15 protein-coding genes are annotated in these 18,951 nt (G+C 63.1%); 3 read left to right on the top strand and 12 right to left on the bottom strand.

Features of this window, described 5'->3' with window-relative positions; translation table 11 throughout:
* Window positions 1-20: 20 nt before the first annotated feature.
* The 4 genes from JAB8_RS08770 to JAB8_RS08755 all read right to left on the bottom strand — a co-directional run bounded on the left by JAB8_RS08770 (window position 21) and on the right by JAB8_RS08755 (window position 4,143).
* Window positions 21-752 carry a BON domain-containing protein gene (locus tag JAB8_RS08770; protein WP_070289217.1) on the bottom strand — a complete coding sequence of 244 codons (732 nt, stop codon included), beginning with the start codon at window positions 750-752 and terminating at the stop codon, window positions 21-23.
* Window positions 753-856: 104 nt separating this feature from the next.
* Window positions 857-1,561 carry a hypothetical protein gene (locus tag JAB8_RS08765; RefSeq protein ID WP_070289216.1) on the bottom strand — a complete coding sequence of 235 codons (705 nt, stop codon included), beginning with the start codon at window positions 1,559-1,561 and terminating at the stop codon, window positions 857-859.
* A 152-nt stretch (window positions 1,562-1,713) separates the two neighbouring features.
* On the bottom strand, window positions 1,714-3,435 hold the full coding sequence (locus tag JAB8_RS08760; RefSeq protein ID WP_070289215.1) for a hypothetical protein: 1,722 nt from the start codon (window positions 3,433-3,435) through the stop codon (window positions 1,714-1,716).
* A 108-nt stretch (window positions 3,436-3,543) separates the two neighbouring features.
* Window positions 3,544-4,143 (bottom strand): short chain dehydrogenase, encoded by a 600-nt coding sequence (locus JAB8_RS08755; RefSeq protein WP_070289214.1) that lies wholly within the window; start codon window positions 4,141-4,143, stop codon window positions 3,544-3,546.
* Window positions 4,144-4,255: 112 nt separating this feature from the next.
* Here JAB8_RS08755 and JAB8_RS08750 point away from each other — a divergent pair, with 112 nt between their 5' ends.
* Window positions 4,256-5,173 (top strand): LysR family transcriptional regulator, encoded by a 918-nt coding sequence (locus JAB8_RS08750; protein WP_070289213.1) that lies wholly within the window; start codon window positions 4,256-4,258, stop codon window positions 5,171-5,173.
* Between the two features lie 9 nt (window positions 5,174-5,182).
* Here JAB8_RS08750 and JAB8_RS08745 read toward each other — a convergent pair whose 3' ends face one another.
* Genes JAB8_RS08745 through JAB8_RS08735 form a run of 3 tightly spaced genes read right to left on the bottom strand, consistent with a single transcriptional unit; the run spans window position 5,183 to window position 9,513 of the window.
* Window positions 5,183-6,655, bottom strand: a complete 1,473-nt coding sequence (locus JAB8_RS08745; RefSeq protein WP_254679479.1) for an efflux transporter outer membrane subunit — start codon at window positions 6,653-6,655, stop codon at window positions 5,183-5,185.
* A gap of 53 nt (window positions 6,656-6,708) precedes the next feature.
* The gene (locus JAB8_RS08740; protein WP_070289212.1) at window positions 6,709-8,307 is read right to left on the bottom strand and encodes a DHA2 family efflux MFS transporter permease subunit; all 1,599 of its coding nucleotides are present in this window, start codon (window positions 8,305-8,307) and stop codon (window positions 6,709-6,711) included.
* A gap of 6 nt (window positions 8,308-8,313) precedes the next feature.
* Window positions 8,314-9,513, bottom strand: a complete 1,200-nt coding sequence (locus tag JAB8_RS08735) for an HlyD family secretion protein (RefSeq protein ID WP_070223739.1) — start codon at window positions 9,511-9,513, stop codon at window positions 8,314-8,316.
* Between the two features lie 144 nt (window positions 9,514-9,657).
* On the opposite strand from JAB8_RS08735, the gene JAB8_RS08730 reads away from it, so the two are divergent.
* Window positions 9,658-10,377, top strand: coding sequence for a TetR/AcrR family transcriptional regulator (locus JAB8_RS08730; protein WP_070223740.1), 720 nt, complete (start codon window positions 9,658-9,660; stop codon window positions 10,375-10,377).
* Window positions 10,378-10,400: 23 nt separating this feature from the next.
* On the opposite strand, the gene JAB8_RS08725 is transcribed toward JAB8_RS08730, so the two are convergent.
* Window positions 10,401-11,570, bottom strand: a complete 1,170-nt coding sequence (locus JAB8_RS08725) for a hypothetical protein (protein ID WP_139142975.1) — start codon at window positions 11,568-11,570, stop codon at window positions 10,401-10,403.
* 180 nt (window positions 11,571-11,750) lie between these two features.
* Between JAB8_RS08725 and JAB8_RS28935 the strand changes: the two genes are divergently transcribed.
* Complete coding sequence (locus JAB8_RS28935) at window positions 11,751-11,963, top strand: hypothetical protein (RefSeq protein ID WP_139142974.1); 213 nt, start codon at window positions 11,751-11,753, stop codon at window positions 11,961-11,963.
* A gap of 7 nt (window positions 11,964-11,970) precedes the next feature.
* Here the strand turns inward: JAB8_RS28935 and JAB8_RS30125 are convergent, their stop codons facing one another.
* From JAB8_RS30125 to aceE, 4 genes are all read right to left on the bottom strand, one after another.
* Window positions 11,971-12,099 carry a hypothetical protein gene (locus JAB8_RS30125; RefSeq protein WP_275528098.1) on the bottom strand — a complete coding sequence of 43 codons (129 nt, stop codon included), beginning with the start codon at window positions 12,097-12,099 and terminating at the stop codon, window positions 11,971-11,973.
* A gap of 153 nt (window positions 12,100-12,252) precedes the next feature.
* A complete protein-coding gene (lpdA, locus tag JAB8_RS08720) occupies window positions 12,253-14,040 on the bottom strand; it encodes a dihydrolipoyl dehydrogenase (protein ID WP_070289210.1) in 1,788 nt (595 codons plus the stop codon).
* 10 nt (window positions 14,041-14,050) lie between these two features.
* Window positions 14,051-15,724, bottom strand: coding sequence for a dihydrolipoyllysine-residue acetyltransferase (gene aceF, locus JAB8_RS08715; RefSeq protein ID WP_070289209.1), 1,674 nt, complete (start codon window positions 15,722-15,724; stop codon window positions 14,051-14,053).
* Window positions 15,725-15,818: 94 nt separating this feature from the next.
* Entirely contained in the window at window positions 15,819-18,515 is a 2,697-nt protein-coding gene (aceE, locus tag JAB8_RS08710; RefSeq protein ID WP_070289208.1) for a pyruvate dehydrogenase (acetyl-transferring), homodimeric type, read from the bottom strand.
* Window positions 18,516-18,951 lie beyond the last annotated feature (436 nt).

Genomic DNA, 18,951 nt, shown 5'->3' with positions numbered 1-18,951 from the left:
AACGCTGCGCAGAATGTGGCTTACTTGACCTTCAAGCCATTCTTCACATCCGTCACGCCTTCCACGCTGCGGGCCAGGTCGGCGGCTTTTTTCACTTGCGCCTGGGAAGGCACGAAGCCGCTGAGCATGACAACGCCATTCACCGTTTCCACGTGCACGTCGAGCGCCTTCAAGTCGTTGTCCTTGACGAGGTCAGCCTTGATCTTGGTGGTGATGACGGAGTCGGCCACGGCCGTCTTGGTGCTGCCGGCCGCATTGCGCGTCACGCAGGCGGCCTTGGCCGTCGCATCCATGGCGTCGCAATTTTCCTTCGTCGTGGCGGGCGGATTCTGCGCCACGTTGGTGCCGGCCTTGGCGCCCGTATTGGCGTCGGCCAAAGCGGCCGTCTTCGCCGCCTTGGCATCGTTCATGCATGTGGTTTTATCGGCGCCCGTGCGGTCGCCACACTTGGCCTTGGCCAGGTCATACTCGGCATTGGCGACATCCTTGCGGGCCTTGGTCAGCTCGCGCGGCGTGTTGCGGTATTGGGCCACGGCATCCGATTCGGCCTTGGCGCGCGCCACCTTGGCTTCTTCCACGCAGACTTTTTTCGCGTTGCCGCTGTGGCTGTCGCAGGCGGCCTTGGCCTGCTTGTAGTCACTTGACGCCTTGTCCGTCAAACTCTTGTACGAGGCATCCTGCGCATACGCGGGCGCGGCGGCAAGCAGGGCGCTGGCACTGGCGGCCAGCATGAGTGCGATCATTTTGTTCATGATGGTTCCTCTCTGGTTAGTTGATGCCCAGATTAGACCCCTGCCGCGCGCAAAGCTCCGTGCGACAGCACACGCTGACAGTCCATTCGCCTAAAAATCACCGTTTATTTGTCGCCGCTCAAACCCATCCGCCACAATACTTGCGCCTGTTCAAATGGTGAAACGGCCCCATCAAATGCGCCTGCGCCATCGGCCAGCGCCAGCCATGCCTGCGTGGCGTGGGAACTGCCTACACCGCCGCCCGCAGCCTCGCCTGCCGCGCGCACGCCGCGCATCCAGGCCAGCACATCCTGATACTGGCCGGGGTGGCGTCCATGCATCCAGGCCAGGGCCACCAGGTCCGCATACCCCTCTTCGCGGCGCGTCTCGCTCAGCTCCTGCGCCAGCGCAGTCAACTTGCCGCGCTGCCTGCTGCGCGGCTCGACAAAGCCGCGCGGCAAGGCATGCCAGTCGCCCTGCGCATAGCGCCGGCAATGGCCGATCTCATGCGCCGTCATCGCTTCCATCATCAGGCCCTGGCGCGCGGGCGGCACGCCTTCCAAGACACTGTCCGCCTGCGCATTGCCGCGCAAGGACAGCACCAGCTTGCAGCGCCCCCCTTCGTAGCCCAGCGCCAGCGGCACGGCGCCGGGCGCATCCTGCGGCTGCACGATGATATCGATGGGCAAACCTTGCGCACGCGCAAACGCGATGACGGGCTGGCCCGCCTGCAGCCAGCGCGTTTCCAAATCGGTCAGCTGGGCGGCAGCCACGGCAGGCAAAGGAGAGAAAGCGATGAGCAAGCTCATCAGCAATAGCGGATTCAGCATGAAATAGGCGGGAAGAAAGGAGGATTTACCACTGCAGAGTAAGCGGTGGATGTATTTCCACAAGGAAAAACTGGCAACTTTTCGCAAATAAAGACGAAAAAAACCGGTGCGCAAGGCACCGGCTTTTCAGACTGATAATAATCAAGGTCAGCTTATTTCTTCGCCGCCTTATCCAGCGCGCGGGCCGTGACGAATTCCGGGCGGATATCGTTGGGCACGGCCTTCATCTTGTCGAGCGCCACCTGCACCTCAGGGCGGATGACAACGTATTTCGTCATCATCGCTTGCGCGCGCGCATAGTCGCCCGTCGCCTCGATGGTCAGAAATTCACGGTCCAGGTCGATCACGGCCTGCTTGATCTTCGCAAAATCGACGCCGAATTTGCCGTCGCCCAGCGAGACAAAACCGCCCTTGTCGAGGATGTAATTCATCTGGATGGCCATGCCGCGCGCATGCGAATCCGTCAGGCCGAAATGCAGCGTGCGGAAACCGGAGGCGAGGAAGGTGTTGTACAGCTTGCGTTCGGCCGCCTCGCCCTGGCCCAGGGTGTCGTTGAGCTGACCCTTGTCCATCATGTAGCGCAGCGCGAACAGGCCCGTGATATCGGCCTTGGCTTCCTCGATGGTGGAATACGCTTCCTTCAAGTCCTGGCGCGGCGTCGATGGCTTGCCGTCGACCACGGTGGCGTGCGGGCCCAGGCCGTGCATGATTTCATGCGCGAGGATGTGCGTGAAGAAGGAATTGAAATCGACGTCCTGCTGCGCTTCCGGCGTGAGCACCAGTTTCGAGATCGGCGTCAGGGTGGCCTTGAACTTGGCTTCCTGCACGTTCTTCAGCATCACGCGCTTGGAGCCGCGCGCGCTGATGATGCGTTCGTCATTGGGCAAGTTGTAGGCGGCCGTCTGCACGGCCATGTTGCCGTCGCCGGCGCCGTACACCTGGTTAACCACCACCATGGGCGCCAGCGCACCCACTTTCGGGTTGCGGTACCGGGCGTCGAGCGGCAGGTTGTCTTCCAGCTCCTGCATGTGCTTGGCGAAGAAATTGAGCTTTTGCGTTTCGGCCTGGTCGCGGATGTTCACGTAGGCTTCGAAGGCGGCCTTGTAGCCGAACAGTTCATCGTTGTACGTTTCATACGGGCCGATGGTGATGTCGACGGGCGAATCGAGGTCCATCCAGGCGAAGTCGGACGGTAAATAATCGTTGTCGAGGAAAGCCTTGGCGCGCAGGGTCAAAAATTTCTTCAGCGATGCGTTGTCCGTGGCGGCCGCCGCTTCATCGAGCAATTTGGCCAGCTGTTTCAGCTCCACCGTGTATTCGTCCGAATACTTGACGGTCTGGTATTTGCCGTCCTTGCCCGCGCGGATGGTCGTGAAAAACCATTGCGCCTGCTGCTTGTCGTCCGCCGGCAAGCCGTTCATCCATGTTTCCAGGCTGGCCTTGGTGGCGCCCTGCGGATAGAAATTGCCCGCTTCCGGCTTGTGCGCGGGAATGGCGATGCCCGCATAGCTGGCCGGCATGAACGAGGCGTGCGCGTCGAGCACCGACCATGGGCCCTTGTTGATCCAGAAATAATTCAGGCGGGCCTGGCCCAGGGCCGACTTGTCCTTCTTCAGGGCCGCCCACAGCGCTTCATTGCCGGACCAGCGCTGGCGCAGCTGCAGCACGTCGACCAGCTTGGCCGCCTCGACCAGTTTGGCGATGGCCTGGCGGTCGCCCGAGGACAGGTGGCTGACGTCGGCCGTCAGCGCGACGGGCGCGTAGCGGGCGCTCATGGCCGTCAGTTGTTGCGCGGTGGCCGGGGCGGCTGGCGTTGCGGCGCAGGCGCTGCCGACGGCGGCGGCCATCAGCAGGGGAATCAGGAGTTTTTTCATGGGGCCTCGGTTGGATTTTTCTCAGACGCGGCTGGCGCGGATGGCGCGCTACCGCTTTCTTGCTCAGCCTGCGATTGTCCCACCTGCCCCCATGGCATGGCAAGCGGCTTACCAGACCTTGTACACCTGCCCCGTCTGCGCCCCTTCCACGCTGCGGCTGTAGGCCAGGGCCACGCGGCTGGCGGCGGCCGGCTCGAAGCCATAGAAGAAGGGGCCGTACGACTCCAGCGATTCGGCCAGCACCGTCGGGCTGACGACATTGATGCGCACGCCGCGCTGCAATTCAATGGCGGCGCCCCGCACGAAGCCTTCCACGGCCGCGTTGGTCATGGTGGCGGCCGTGCCGAAGCGGATCGGCTGCTCGGCCACGATGCCGCTGGTCAAGGTAATCGAACCGCCGTCGTTCAGGTACTCCTGCGCCACCAGCGCCACGTTGACCTGGCCCATCAGCTTGCTTTCCAGGCCTACCTGGAATTGCTCAGGAGTAAATTCGCTCAGCGGGCCGAAATGCAGCTTGCCGGCCGTCACAACGACGGCATCGACCTTGCCGATGCGCTTGAACAGGGCGCGCACTTGCGCGATGTCGCCCATGTCGGCCTGGTGCGTGCCGCTGCGGCTGCCCACTTCGATGATTTCATGGCGTTGCGCCAGTTGGGCGGCGACGGCCGTGCCGATGGTGCCGCTGGCGCCGATGATGACGATTTTCATGCTGCTTCCTTGTGTGGGTTGAACGATGGAGCCAGTATGCGCCGCTTACAAAAAGGAATAAATACGCTAGAATTTACAAGATTACTAATCTGCAGTTTGCAATCGGGATATCATGGATAAATTGCGCAGCATGGAGATTTTTGTCGCCGTCGTCGATGCGGGCAGTTTCACGGCCGCCGCCGAGGCATTCCATATTTCGCCTGTGATGGTGGGCAAGCACATCAAATACCTGGAAGAGCGGCTGGGCGCGCGGCTGCTGGCGCGCACCACGCGGCGGCAAAGCCTGACGGAAATCGGCCAGCAGTATGCGGAACAGTGCCGCCAGATCCTGGCCAGCATCCATGCGGCCGAACGGGGCGCGGAAGCCATGCGCGCGGCGCCGCGCGGCAAGCTGAAGATCACGGCACCCGTGTCCTTCGGCAGCGAATGCATCGCGCCGCTGATGGCCGACTACCTCGATGCGTATCCGGAAGTGAGCCTGGAATTGAACCTGAACGACAGGACGGTGGACCTGGTGGAGGAAGGATTCGATGCGGCCATCCGCATCGGCAAGCTGGAAGATTCCGCCATGGTGGCGCGCGTGCTGCGGCCGTATGCGATGGTGATCTGCGCCGCGCCCGCCTACCTGGCCAGACACGGCACGCCGCGCACGCCGGCCGACCTGGCCCGCCACGAATGCCTGGACTTCATGCAATGGACGCGCCATGTGCGCTGGCGCCTGGCCAGGAGCGGCGACGATGACGGCAGCCCCGTGCGCGAGAGCCGCTTCCGCTCGAACAATGGTCAGGCGCTGCGCGTGGCAGCCCTGCACGGCTTCGGCATCGTCATGCAGGCGGAGATCCTGATGGCCGGCGATATCGCCGCCGGCAGGCTGGTGCCGCTGCTGGCCGACTACGTGCCGGCGCCCCGCCCCATGCACCTCGTGTATGCACGCGACCGCCAGCCCACGCCGAAGCTGACGACCTTCATCGATTTTCTGCTGGAACGCTACGGGCCGGCGGCGACACCGCCACCGGCCACGCTCACGTAATCGTCGTACTTAGTTGGCCTTTGCGGCGGGCGCCGACGCCAGCCTGGCCAGCTCGCCGTCCGGCTGCCAGCCGGCGCCGAGAGACCTCGCCACGGCGACCGTCGCCAGCAGGCGCTGGGTCTTGATCTGCGCGGCGGCGCGATCCGCCGCCAGCGAACTGCGCTGGGCATCGGTGACGTCCAGGTAGGTCGAGATGCCGCGCTCGTAGCGGGTGCGCGCCACCAGGTAGGCGCGCGCCGCCGCTGCCTGCGACAGGGCCTGGGCGTCCCCCTGCAACTGGCGCTGTTCCACGTCGGACAAGGCGTCTTCCACTTCGCGCAAGGCCGTCAGCAGCTTCGTTTCATGGTTCGCCACGGCTTCCGCATAGCGCGCCTTGGACAGGTCCAGATTGGCCTGGTTGCGGCCGCCGTCGAAGATCGGCAGGGACAGGGCCAGCGGGCCAAAGCTGAACTGGCGCGAACCGCCCTGCGCCAGGTCGCGCAGTTTTTCCGAGGCGTAGCCGAAATTGCCCGTCAATTGCAGCGACGGGTAAAACGCGCCTTCTGCCACGCCCACTTGCGCGTTCGCCGCGCGCAGGCCCGCCACGCTGGACACGAGGTCCGGACGGTGCGCCAGCAGGCTGGCGGGCAAGCCGACAGGGATGGCGGGCGGCAGCGGCAAGCTGGAAGGCTCGGCGGCCACCGGCAATTGCAGCGCCGACGGCGGCTTGCCCGTCAGGGCGGCCAGGCTGTTTTCCAGCTGGTTGCGCTGGCGCTTGACTTCATGCAGGTCGGCCTGCGCGTTCGACAGTTCGACTTTCGCGCGCGCCAGGTCCAGCTCATTCGTCAGCCCTGCATTGAAGCGCGCCTCAACCAGCTGCGCCGACTCGCGGCGCGTGTCCAGGGCGCCATTCAGGATCGCCATTTCCGCGTCCAGCCCGCGCAGCTGCCAGTAATTGCTGGCCACTTGCGACGACAGCATCAGCAGCACGCCGTCGCGGTCCGCCTGCGCCGCCAGCGCCTGCGAATCGGCCGCTTCGACCATGCGTTTCACGCGGCCCAGCAAATCGACTTCATACGACAGCGAGCCGCCCACGGAGAAGTTATTGCCGCTGATGGAGCGGTTGCCCAGCGCCAGGCCCTGCGAGGTGTTGGCCGAGGTGCGCGAGTTCGAGATGCCCGTGCTGACGTTCACGCTCGGCCCCTGGTTGGCGCGCGCCGTGCCGCTTTGCGCCAGCGCCTGCAGCAGGCGCTCGCCCGCCGCTTTTACGCTGGGATTGTCCTGCAGCGCGCTCTGTTCCAGGCGGTTCAGGGTGGCGTCGCCGTAGATACGCCACCACTCTTTGGGCAGCAGCGCGGCATCCGCGGCGGCCGCGCCGTGGCGGAAGGTGTCGGTGCCGGCCACGTTTGCCGGTGCCGTGAAATCCTGGCCCACGGTGCCGCAGGCGGACAGCGCCACGGCAAGGGAGGCGGCCAGCGCTATTTTCGTCATTACTGTTTGCATGATGGTTTGCATGATGATTACCTTCTTGTTCTTGAGGTGGCTGCGTGCGGCGCTCAATGACCGCCGCCACCGCCACCGGGAGCTTTGAGTTTGTCGGCCAGCCACAGGGGCACGATGCAGGCCAGCAGGATGGCGCCGATCAGGAAGAAGCCATCGTTGTAAGCCATCACATACGCCTCGCGGCGCACGATGCCGTCGATCGCCTGCAAGGCCTGGTTGCCGGCCGTGACGGCGTCATAGCCCTTGGCCATGAACGACGACGTCAGCTGGTCGATGCGCAGCTGCGTGGCGCTGGAATACGCATTGATCGCTTCGCCCAGGCGCTGCGAGTGGAAGTGTTCGCGGGTGCTCAGGGCCGTGGCCAGCAGGGCAATGCCGATCGAGCCGCCCAGGTTGCGCGTCATGTTGAACAGGCTCGATGCGGACGGCATGTCCTTCGGCGCGATGCCCTTCATGGCGAAGTTCGACAGGGTCAGCATGACGAAGGGCTGGCCCAGCGCGCGCACGACCTGCGACCACAGCAGCTGGTCGTAGCCGGTGGACGCATCCATGTAGGCATTCATCATGCACGAGCCGCCGAACAGCAAGAGGCCGAACGAGCACAGGATGCGGTTGTCCACCACGGACGAGAGCTTGGCGACAAACGGCATGATGAACAGCTGCGGCAAGCCCACCCACATGATGACTTCACCGATCTGCATCGGCGAATAGCCGGCGATCTGGCCCAGGAACAGGGGCAGCAAAAAGGCCGAGCCGTACAGGCCCATGCCCGTCACGGCCGACAGCACGGTGGCGACCAAAAAGTTACGCTGGCCGTACAGGCCCAGGTTGACGAACGGCTCGGCGCGCGTGGCGCTGGTGACGACCCAGCCCAGGATGCCCGTCAGGGCCAGCGCGGCGAAGGTGATGATGAAACCCGAGTCGAACCAGTCCTTCGAATTGCCTTCTTCCAGGAAGATCGTCAGGCAGCCCAGGCCCAGGGCCATGAAGAAGATGCCCAGCCAGTCGGCCTTCCAGAACATCTCGAGCTTCATCGGCTCCTTGTCCAGGCCATAGATCATGCCGGCGATCAGCAGCACGCCCGGCACCCAGTTGATGTAGAAGATCGAGGGCCAGCCATACAGCTCGGAGAGGTAGCCGCCCAGGGTCGGGCCCATGGCCGGCGCCAGGGTCGCCGTCAGGCCGAAGATGGCCATGCCGACGGCGCGCTTCGACGGCGGCAGCTTGAGCATCACCAGGGTGAACGCCATCGGTATCAGGGCGCCGCCCGTGAACCCCTGCAGCATGCGGAAGACGATCATGCTTTCCAGGTTCCAGGCCGTGCCGCACAGGGTGGAGAACAGCAGGAAGAAAGCGGTGGTGCCGATCATGTAGGTACGCAGTCCGAACACGCGCGCCAGCAGCGCGGTGAGGGGAATGACGATAATTTCCGCCACCAGGTAGGCCGTGGAAATCCACGACCCCTCTTCCTGGGTGGCCGACAGCGAGCCAAGGATATCCTTGAGCGAGGAGTTGGTGATCTGGATGTCGAGCACCGCCATGAAGGCGCCCAGCATGCCGGCGGCGACCGCCAGCCAGGTGCGCCCGGAGACTTTCTCGTCAATCACGGGAAACGCTGGCGGCTTCGCCAGCGTGGTGGAAGGGCTGCTCATGGAAGCTTAGCGGGCGGTGGTCTGTGCGGCAGGAGCGGCGGCGTGGCGCGGGGCCTCGGCCTTGTCAGACGCGGGCTGGTTCACTTCCACTTCGGCGATCACCGACATGCCCGGCACCAGGCGGCCATTCATGGCCTTGATGTCTTCCGGCTGGAAGACGATTTTCACGGGCACGCGCTGGACGATCTTGGTGAAGTTGCCGGTGGCGTTATCGGCCGGCAGCAGGGCGAATTGCGCGCCCGAGGCAGGGGCGAAGCTGTCCACGGTGCCCACGAGTTTCTTGCCCGGCATGGCGTCGATGGTCACGTGCACGCTCTGGCCGCGGTGCAGGTCGGCCAGCTGGGTTTCCTTGAAGTTGGCGGTGACCCAGACGTTGTCCTGCACGATGGCCGTCAATTGCTGGCCAGGCTGCACGCGCATGCCCGTTTCCACGTTGCGCTTGCCGATGCGGCCGGCGACGGGCGCCAGGATGCGGTTGTATTGCAGCTGCTGTTCCGCGTCCTTCAATTGCACGCGCAGCACGGCCACTTGTGCCTTGGCCACGTCGCGCGCAGCTTGCGCCGCACCGATCTGCGACTTGGCGGCCGAGGCGCTGTCGCGGCGGGCGGCCAGGTCGGCCACGGCACTCGAGCGGGCCGCGTTGGCCGCGTCGAGTTCCGCCTTCGAGACGGCTTTCATCTGGCTCGTGTACAGCTGGCCATAACGGTCCGCATCCTGTTTCGCGCGCAGCAATTGCGCATCGGCTTGCGCCACTTGCGCCTGGGCGGCACTCGCTTGCGCCTGCACCTGGGCGATCTGCGCGTCCGCTTGCAGCACTTGCTGCTCGGCGCTGGCGATCTGCGCGGCGATCTGCTCGGTTTTCACGCGCTGGTCGAACGGGTCGAGTTCGGCGATCACGTCGCCCTCTTTCACGATTTGATTGTCGTCGATGAAGACCTTGGTAACGACGCCGGAAATGCGCGCCGAGACGGGATGCACGTGGCCGGCCACATAGGCGTTTTCCGTTTCCACGAAATAGTGGCTGCGGTACCACATGCGCGCGCCGGCGCCCAGCGCCACGAGGACGATCAGGCCGGCGATGATTTTCACACGGTTATTCGGTGGTGCGGAGCTGGCGGAAGCGGCGGGCGTGGAAGGTGCGGCAGGGGCCGCGGGTGGGACGGCGCTCAGCACCTTGTGCTCTGCTTGGCCTGGCTGGTTGGACATACTCGCTCCGAAAATGAAATGATATAGGTTCATTATTGGGCAAAGAAAAGGCAAAGTCAAGAAATGAAACGATTGCATTTCATTTTAATTTGCACTACAGTGTGAGCCATCACTTACCTTCCACCTTATAAAGAGACCCAGACCATGTCCGATCCCGGCCTCAGCGATACCTTGCCTACCGATACAGCATCCGACGCCGCCGCTCAGGAGCTTTCCTGCTGCGGCAAGCCAGCCGGCCGCCCGCGCGCGGCCGACATGGAAGCGCGCATGGAAAACCTGCTGCACACGGCCGGCTGCCTGTTTCTGGAAAAAGGGTATGGGAAGGTCAGCCTGGAAATGATCGCCCGCGAAGCCCATGTGGCCGTGCGCACGATTTACGTGAAATTTGGCGGCAAGTCGGGCTTGTTCAATGCCGTGGTGGAATTGCGCCGCGCCGCCTACTTCTCGACCATGCCGGCGCTGGAAACGGATATGCGGCCCCTGCCCGCCATTTTGAGCGAGTTCGGCCTGCTGTTCGTGCAACTGGTCACCATGCCGGCGGCGATCCGCCTCAATCGCATGGTGGTGGCCGAAGCGGCCACGCACCCGGAACTGGCGGAAACGTTTTACAAGGTGGGACCGGGACAGACGCGCGAGATGCTGACCAAGTTTTTCAGCCGCCCCGACATCGCGCCCCTGTTTCGCGCAGAGCTGACGCCATCCATGCTGGCGCTGCACCTGCTCAATTGCCTGCTGGGCGACCAGATGTCGCGCCTGCTATTCCCGCCACAGGCGCAGCCGGATGTCGCACAGCTGCGCACCAAGGTTGCACTCAGCCTGGACCTGTTCCTGCGCGGCACCCTGCGCCAGCCGCTGGCGGACTGACGCGGCACGGCTGGCCCCGGAAGTCAGCCAGGGCGGCTGCAGTCTTCCGGCAGCGCCGCTTCGACCTGTTCATCGTTCAAGCCCAGCGCACGCAGGAAAGGCTGGGCCGCCGACACGCCATCAACGCTGAGTGAAGACTCACTTCCATCGTAGCGGTCCGGGCCGTAGCGCATCAGGTCGAACGAGGTTTCAAAGCGTTGTGCCAGGAAATACGTGCGGAAGTAATCGAAGGAAAACGCCACCTGGCCATCAGCACACAGCAGCAAGCCATGCGCATACAGCGGTGCCAGCCAGTCCCCGGCCGCCATGCTCCAGCCCTTCACGCCGCAATAGTCGCTGACAAAACGCTCGAGCTCCACCTCGCTGAGGAACACGCTCTTGGCTTCGAACATCACGAACGCCAGCTCGATGAGGAATTCGCGCGCATCGGCAGCGACGCCGGCGTCCTCGCGCCGTTGCGCGCCCGCCTTGCCCAGCAAGCCATCGAGATAGGCGCGATCGCCCGCCAGCTGCGGCAGCAAGGTGGCAAACACATACTCGGCATCCACCTGCCCCGTTTCCTGGCCATTCGGCGTGTACAGCACCGACAGGGCGAAGCTCTTGCTCACGTCATCGAACTCGCGCAGCGACACCGTCCACTGCGCGCCTGCCCCGCCGCCATCCGCCTCTCCCGTGGCGAACTCGAGCACGGAAAATGCCGCCATCTGGCCATTCGCACCGTACAGGCTGCCTGGATTGCTCTTGAACAGAATGCCCAGCGACTTCATCAGCGAGCTGGCATCGCCCGTATGCTGGTGGCCATGGAACACGGCGTGGATATTCTTGTAGTGCGCGCGCTGCTCCGCACTGGCGTGCTCGTCGGCAGAGAAAAAGCTGAAGCCGGCATTGCCCAGCGCCGCCGCGGCGACACCCTGCGCGCGGCTGCCCGGCACCAGGTAGAAACGCGCACCGGGCAAGCTGGCCGCCTGCAGCAAGGGGCGCAGGAAGTATTCGTAGACGTACACGGGTGTCGTGCCGGCACAGGCGTCCGGCGCCACCAGCTGGCCCGTGAAGAAAATCGCATCGATCCTCTTGCCCGCCGCCAGGATAGCGGCCACATCCTGGTACAAGGCATGCAGCATCACGGCTTGCTCTTGCTCATCAGCCCGGCGCAAACGGACATCGGCGATATGAAGGGCGGTAAATTTTCTCATCGTTGCAAAACTTTCTTAGAGCCTATCCCAATAAGGAGCGTCTTCTGCTGGCAGTTCATCAGGAGCGCTGACAAGGCGTGAGGAGGATGCGTAGCGAGCCACGCGACGACTCCACGCTTCCGAGGGGCGCCAGCAAGGGATGTATACATCTGCTGGGACAGGCTCCTGGTACAGCGGAACTTGACCGACTCCCATGCTGGCAACATTGCTGGAAAAATCGCACGCGTCCATAGAAGCAAAACATGGTTACAGACCGCCATTCTGCCATTTTTTCCATACGGCAATACTCACCAATTTTCACATGGTGCTGCCGCGCCACGTTTTACCCTGCTGAAGGTCAAGGGAAATAAAAAAAGTCGGGAACACATCCCGGTTTTTTGTACTGAAAGTTAATTTTTTATCAGCGCTTGCGCGGCGGCGGCAAGTCCGTGCACACGCTTTCGTACACTTCGGCTGCCATGCCGATCGACTCGCCCGGGGTCGGGTGCGGGTGGATGGTCTTGCCGATGTCGGTGCCGTCGCAACCCATTTCGATGGTCAGCGCGATTTCGCCGCTTCATTTTTCACCTGTCGCCCACATGCGTGCCGACGATGCTGCCAACGGTGAAGTATTTAATCGTATCTGGACAATAAAAAACCCCGCAATCGCTTGCGGGGTTTTTAGTGTCACAACGCTACAACATCAGCGCTTGCGCGGCGGCGGCAAGTCCGTGCACACGCCTTCGTACACTTCGGCTGCCATACCAATCGATTCGCCCAGGGTCGGGTGCGGGTGGATGGTCTTGCCGATGTCGGTGCCGTCGCAACCCATTTCGATGGCCAGCGCGATTTCGCCGATCATGTCGCCCGCATGCGTGCCGACGATGGTGCCGCCGATGATGCGGTGCGTTTCCGCATCGAACAGCAGCTTGGTGAAGCCTTCGGCACGGCCGTTGGCCACGGCGCGGCCGGAAGCGGCCCACGGGAAGTGGCCCTTCTCGACCTTGATGCCCTTGGCTTTCGCTTCGTCTTCCGTGATGCCGGCCCATGCCACTTCCGGGTCGGTGTAGGCGACCGACGGGATCACCTTGACGTCGAAGTGCGACTTCTGGCCGGAAGCTGCTTCGGCGGCCACGTGGGCTTCATGCACGGCCTTGTGCGCCAGCATCGGCTGGCCCACCAAGTCGCCGATGGCGAAGATGTTCGGCACGTTGGTGCGCATCTGGCTGTCGACTTCGATGAAGCCGCGGTCGGTGACGTTCACGCCGGCCTTGTCGGCAGCGATCTTCTTGCCGTTCGGGCTGCGGCCCACGGCGACGAGCACCAGGTCGTAGACTTGCGGTGCCGGTGCCGTGGCACCCGCTTCAGCCGCTTCGAACGTGACCTTGATGCCTTCCGGCAACGCCTCAACGGCGACCGTCTTGGTCTTGGTCATGATGTTGTCGAAGCGCTTCTCGTTGAACTTCTGCCACACCTTGACGGCGTCGCGGTCCGCGCCCTGCATCAGGCCATCCATCATTTCGACCACGTCGATGCGCGCGCCGAAGGTCGAATAAACGGTCGCCATTTCCAGGCCGATGATGCCGCCGCCGATGACCAGCATGCGTTTCGGGATCTGGCGCAATTCCAGCGCACCCGTCGAATCGACGATACGCGGGTCTTCCGGCACGAACGGCAGCTTCACCACGGACGAACCGGCGGCGATGATGGCCTGCTTGAACTGCACGACTTTTTTAGAACCGTCGCCTGCCGTCACTTCGATGTGGTTCGCGGAGAGGAACTGGCCCACGCCGGTGACGACCTGCGTCTTGCGCGCCTTGGCCATGCCGGCCAGGCCGCCCGTCATGTTCGAGATCACGCCTTCCTTGTACTTGCGTACCTGGTCGATGTCGATCGTCGGCTTGGCGAACGTCACGCCCGTGTTGGACATGTGCGCCGTTTCGTCGATGACGGATGCGACGTGCAGCAGCGCCTTGGACGGGATGCAGCCCACGTTCAGGCACACGCCGCCCAGGGTGGCGTAGCGCTCGACGATGACCGTCGACATGCCCAGGTCGGCCGCGCGGAACGCCGCCGAATAGCCGCCAGGACCGCCGCCGAGCACCATCATGTCGACGTCGATGTCGACCTGGCCGCTGTAATTGCCGGCCGGGATGGCGGCGGCAACTGGTGCCGCCGCAGGGGCGGCAGCAGGAGCCGCCGCTGGTGCAGGAGCTGCTGCCGGCGCCGTTGCTAAAGCAGCGGCCGCACCTTCAGCCGCTTCCACCACCAGCAACGCGCTGCCTTCGGCGATCTTGTCGCCGACCTTGACCTTGACTTCCTTGACGACGCCCGCGTGGGTCGATGGAATCTCCATGCTGGCCTTGTCCGATTCGACCGTGATCAGGGACTGGTCCACCTTGATGGTGTCGCCCACCTTGACCATCAGTTCGATGACTTCGACTTCCTTGAAGTCGCCGATATTCGGTACTTTTACCTCTACTGTGCTCATCAATCGCTCCTTACAGCAGAATTTTGCGCATGTCGGCCAGGACTTCGCCGAGGTACACGGAGAATCGCGCGCCCATCGCGCCATCGACCACGCGGTGGTCGTAGGACAGCGAGGTGCCCATCATCAAACGCGGCTGGAAGGCCTTGCCATCCCATACCGGCTTGATCGAGGCTTTCGACAGACCCAGAATGGCCACTTCCGGCGCATTGACGATAGGCGTGAAGTGCGTGCCGCCGATGCCGCCCAGGGACGAAATCGTGAAGCTGGCGCCCTGCATGTCGGCCGGTTTCAGCTTGCCTTCGCGCGCCTGCAGCGACAGTTCCGTCATTTCGCGGGCGATTTGCGAGACCGACTTCTGGTCCGCGCCCTTGATCACGGGTACCACCAGGCCGTTCGGCGTGTCGGCAGCGAAGCCGATGTTGTAGTACTGCTTGAGGATCAGGTTCTCGCCCTTGGCGTCGAGCGAGGCGTTAAACGCGGGGAATTTCTTCAGCGCGGCGACGGATGCCTTGATCACAAAGGCGAGCATGGTCAGCTTGGCCGCATCCTTGTTCTTCGCATTGGCCGCGTTGGTGTCGACGCGGAACGCTTCCAGATCCGTCACGTCCGCTTCGTCGAACTGCGTGACGTGCGGGATCATGACCCAGTTGCGGTGCAGGTTCGGACCCGAGATTTTCTTGATGCGCGACAGCGGCAGCAATTCGGTCGTGCCGAACTTGCTGAAGTCCAGCGACGGCCATGGCAGCAGATCCAGGCCCACGCCGGAACCGCCTTTGGCAGCGGCTGGAGCATTTGGTGCGGCAACGGCGCCCGACATCACGCCCTTGACGAAGTTCTGCACGTCTTCCTGGGTGATGCGGCCCTTCGGACCGGAACCGCCGACCAGCGCCAGTTCCACGCCCAGTTCGCGCGCGAACTTGCGGATCGATGGCGACGCGTGCGCCAGCTTGCCGTTCACGGCAGGTGCGGCGGCTGGAGCGGCAGGAGCAGCAGCGACCGGCGCCGAAGCGACGGCGGCGGCAGGTGCGGCGGCAGCTTGCGCGGCCGGTGCAGGCGCGGCGGCAGGGGCTGCTGCTGGAGCGGCAGCACCACCGGTCGTTTCCACCACCAGCACCAAGCTACCCTTGGCAACCTTGTCGCCGACCTTGACTTTCAATTCCTTGACGACACCGGCGTGGCTCGATGGAATTTCCATGCTGGCCTTGTCCGATTCGACCGTCAGCAGCGACTGGTCGACCTTGATCGTGTCGCCGACCTTGACCATCAGTTCGATGACTTCGACTTCCTTGAAGTCGCCGATATCGGGCACGGTCACGTCGACCAGGGCCGGCGCGCCGGCAGGGGCGGCAGGCGCTGGCGCGGCCGCAGGAGCGGCGGCGGGGGCGGCTTCAGCGGCAGGTGCCGGGGCGGCAGCGGCAGCAGCTGGCGCAGGGGCCGAGGCGTCGTCCGCCACTTCCAGCAGCAGGACCAGCGAACCTTCGGCGATCTTGTCGCCCACGTTGACTTTCAATTCCTTGACGACACCGGCGTGGCTCGATGGGATTTCCATGCTGGCCTTGTCCGATTCGACGGTAATGAGCGACTGGTCGACCTTGACCGTGTCGCCTGGCTTGACCATCAGTTCAATGATCTCGACTTCCTTGAAATCGCCGATATCCGGGACTTTGACTTCCACAATGCTCATAGCTTGCTCCGTTATTTTATTTGTCAGATGGACCCGCACACACGCCAGGGCGGCACTTTCGCACCGCCCTGGCATCATCGGGTCCGCACAACGATTACTGGGTCACCGGATTCGGTTTGTTCGCGTCGATGCCGTACTTGGCGATCGCCTGCTCCACCACCGACACGTCGATCTTGCCTTCGTCAGCCAGCGATTTGAGCGCGGCCACGGTGACATAATAACGGTTCACTTCGAAGAACTCGCGCAGCTTGGCGCGGCTGTCCGAGCGGCCAAAGCCATCGGTACCGAGCACTTTGTAGGTGCGGCCCTTCGGCATGAAGGCGCGGATCTGTTCTGCAAATGCGCGCATGTAGTCGGTCGTGGCAACGATAGGGCCATCCGTGTCCTGCATCAGCGACGTCACGTACGGCACGCGCTGCTGTTTCGACGGGTTGACCATGTTCCAGCGTTCCGCATCCTGGCCATCGCGGGCCACCAGGGTCAGCGACGGCGCCGACCATACGTCCGCGGCCACGCCCCAGTCGTTTTCCAGCAATTCGGCGGCGAAGATCGATTCGCGCAGAATCGTGCCGCAACCGATCAGCTGTACGCGCAGCTTGGCGTCAGCCTTGCCTTCCTGCAGCTTGTACATGCCTTTCAGGATGCCTTCTTCCTGGCCCGGCTTGATGCCTGGCTGGGCGTAGTTCTCGTTCATGATCGTGATGTAGTAGAACACATCTTCCTGGTTGGCGATCATGCGGCGCAGGCCGTCCTGGATGATGACGGCGACTTCATGGCTGAAGGTCGGGTCGTACGGCATGCAGGTCGGGATGGTCGCGGCGAAGATATGGCTGTGGCCATCTTCGTGCTGCAAGCCTTCGCCGTTCAGCGTCGTGCGGCCGGCCGTGCCGCCCATCAGGAAGCCACGGGCGCGCATGTCGGCCGAAGCCCATACCTGGTCGCCGATGCGCTGGAAGCCGAACATCGAGTAGAAGGTGTAGAACGGGATCATGATGCGGTCGTTGGTCGAATACGACGTAGCCGCGGCGATCCACGAGCTCATGCCGCCCGCTTCATTGATGCCCTCTTGCAGGATCTGGCCGGCCTTGTCTTCGCGGTAGTACATGACCTGGTCCTTGTCGACCGGCTCGTACAACTGGCCTTTCGGATTGTAGATGCCGATCTGGCGGAACAGGCCTTCCATGCCGAAGGTACGCGATTCATCGACCAGGATAGGCACGACGCGCTGGCCCAGGTTCGGGTCTTTCAGCAGGGTCGAAATGACGCGCACGAACGCTTGCGTGGTCGAGATTTCGCGGCCTTCCGGCGTCGCTTCCAGCACGTTCTTGAACGCGTCCAGGCCAGGCACGGGCAGGGTTTCTTCCGACTTCTGGCGGCGCTGCGGCAGGTAGCCGCCCAGGGCCTTGCGGCGCTCGTGCAGGTAGACCATTTCCGGCGCATCGTCGGCAGGCTTGAAGAACGGGATGTCGGCCAGCTTGTCGTCAGGGATAGGCAGCGAGAAGCGGTCGCGCATTTCGCGAATGGCTTCGTCGTCCAGTTTTTTCGTCTGGTGCGCCGTGTTGCGCGCTTCGCCCGACTTGCCCATGCCGTAGCCCTTGATGGTTTTTACCAGCAGGACGGTCGGCTGGCCCTTGTGTTCCTGGGCGATCTTGAAGGCCGCGTAGATCTTGTGCGGATCGTGGCCGCCACGGGTCAGGCGCCAGATGTCGTCGTCCGTCATGTTGGCAACCATTTCCAGCAGCTTCGGATGCTTGCCGAAGAAGTGCTTGCGCACGTAGGCGCCGTCTTTCGCCTTGTAGTTCTGGTATTCGCCGTCGACGGTTTCCATCATCACGCGCTGCAGGATGCCTTCTTTATCTTGCGCCAGCAGGGCGTCCCAGCCCGGGCCCCAGATGACCTTGACGACGTTCCAGCCCGCGCCACGGAATTCGCCTTCCAGTTCCTGGATGATCTTGGTGTTACCGCGCACGGGACCGTCCAGGCGCTGCAGGTTGCAGTTGACCACGATGACCAGGTTGTCGAGCATGTCGCGTGCGGCCAGGCCGATCGCGCCCAGGGATTCCGGCTCGTCCATCTCGCCATCGCCGCAGAAGGCCCAGATCTTGCGGTTGTCGGTCTTGGCGATGCCGCGTGCGTGCAGGTATTTCAGGAAGCGCGCCTGGTAGATCGCCATGTGCGGGCCCAGGCCCATCGACACGGTCGGGAACTGCCAGAAGTCAGGCATCAGCTTCGGATGCGGGTACGAGGACAGGCCCTTGCCGTCGACTTCCTTGCGGAAGTTCAGCATTTGCTCTTCCGTCAAGCGGCCTTCGAGGAAGGCGCGCGCGTAGACGCCGGGCGAGGAGTGGCCCTGGATGTACAGCAGGTCGCCGCCGTGGTCGGCCGTCGGCGCGTGCCAGAAGTGGTTGAAACCGATGCCCAGCATGTTCGCCAGCGACGCGAACGAGGACAAGTGGCCGCCCAGGTCGCCGTCGGCGCGGTTGGCCTTGACGACCATGGCCATGGCGTTCCAGCGCATCCACGAACGCAGGCGCTCTTCGTATTCCAGGTTGCCGGGGCAGTGTGCTTCTTGTTTGGTGGGGATAGTATTGACGTAGGCGGTGGTGCTGGAGAACGGGATCTGGGCGCCGCGGCGGCGGGCCAGGTCAACCATGCGCTCCATCAGGTAATGCGCGCGTTCCGGACCTTCATTTTCCAGCACGGCTTCGAGCGCGTCCAGCCACTCCTTGGTTTCCTGCATATCCGGGTCGGTGCCGATCTGTGTCGTTACCTGGTTCAGTTGAGCTGACATCTGTTGAGTCTCCTTTGTGAACGCCCCACCCCGATTTTCCGGATCGCTGTCGGACGGTATTTCGCTGATTATTTACTATTAAGTCGGTTTAGTGTGGGGATTCTAACAGCGTATTTAGTATTTTTCAAATTACGATATAGCATTTCATATCATGAAATCACCCTATGAAATTTATGCTGCACTGCCGCAAATTCTGTCCGGAAATTAGGGTGATCAAAGTGCCAAAAACGGCGCCAAAAGAACCGCAGGCCCTTGCGCTCCCTAGGCCACCAGCACACCAGCAAAACGCATTAACGCCCCAGTCGTCCGCACAGGCATACCGGGCCAAGCGGGCCTGAAAAATGTCGAGGGCAAGGCGCGGCGACGCAGACAGTACGCCAGTACGGCAAGGAGCTGCAACGCCGCCATCGGCATTTTCTCAGGCCCGCGTCTCCGG

The organism is Janthinobacterium sp. HH106, from assembly GCF_001758725.1.
GTDB lineage: Bacteria > Pseudomonadota > Gammaproteobacteria > Burkholderiales > Burkholderiaceae_D > Janthinobacterium.
Note: the sequence above shows the minus strand (reverse complement) of the source record. Positions and strands in the feature narration are given on the sequence as shown.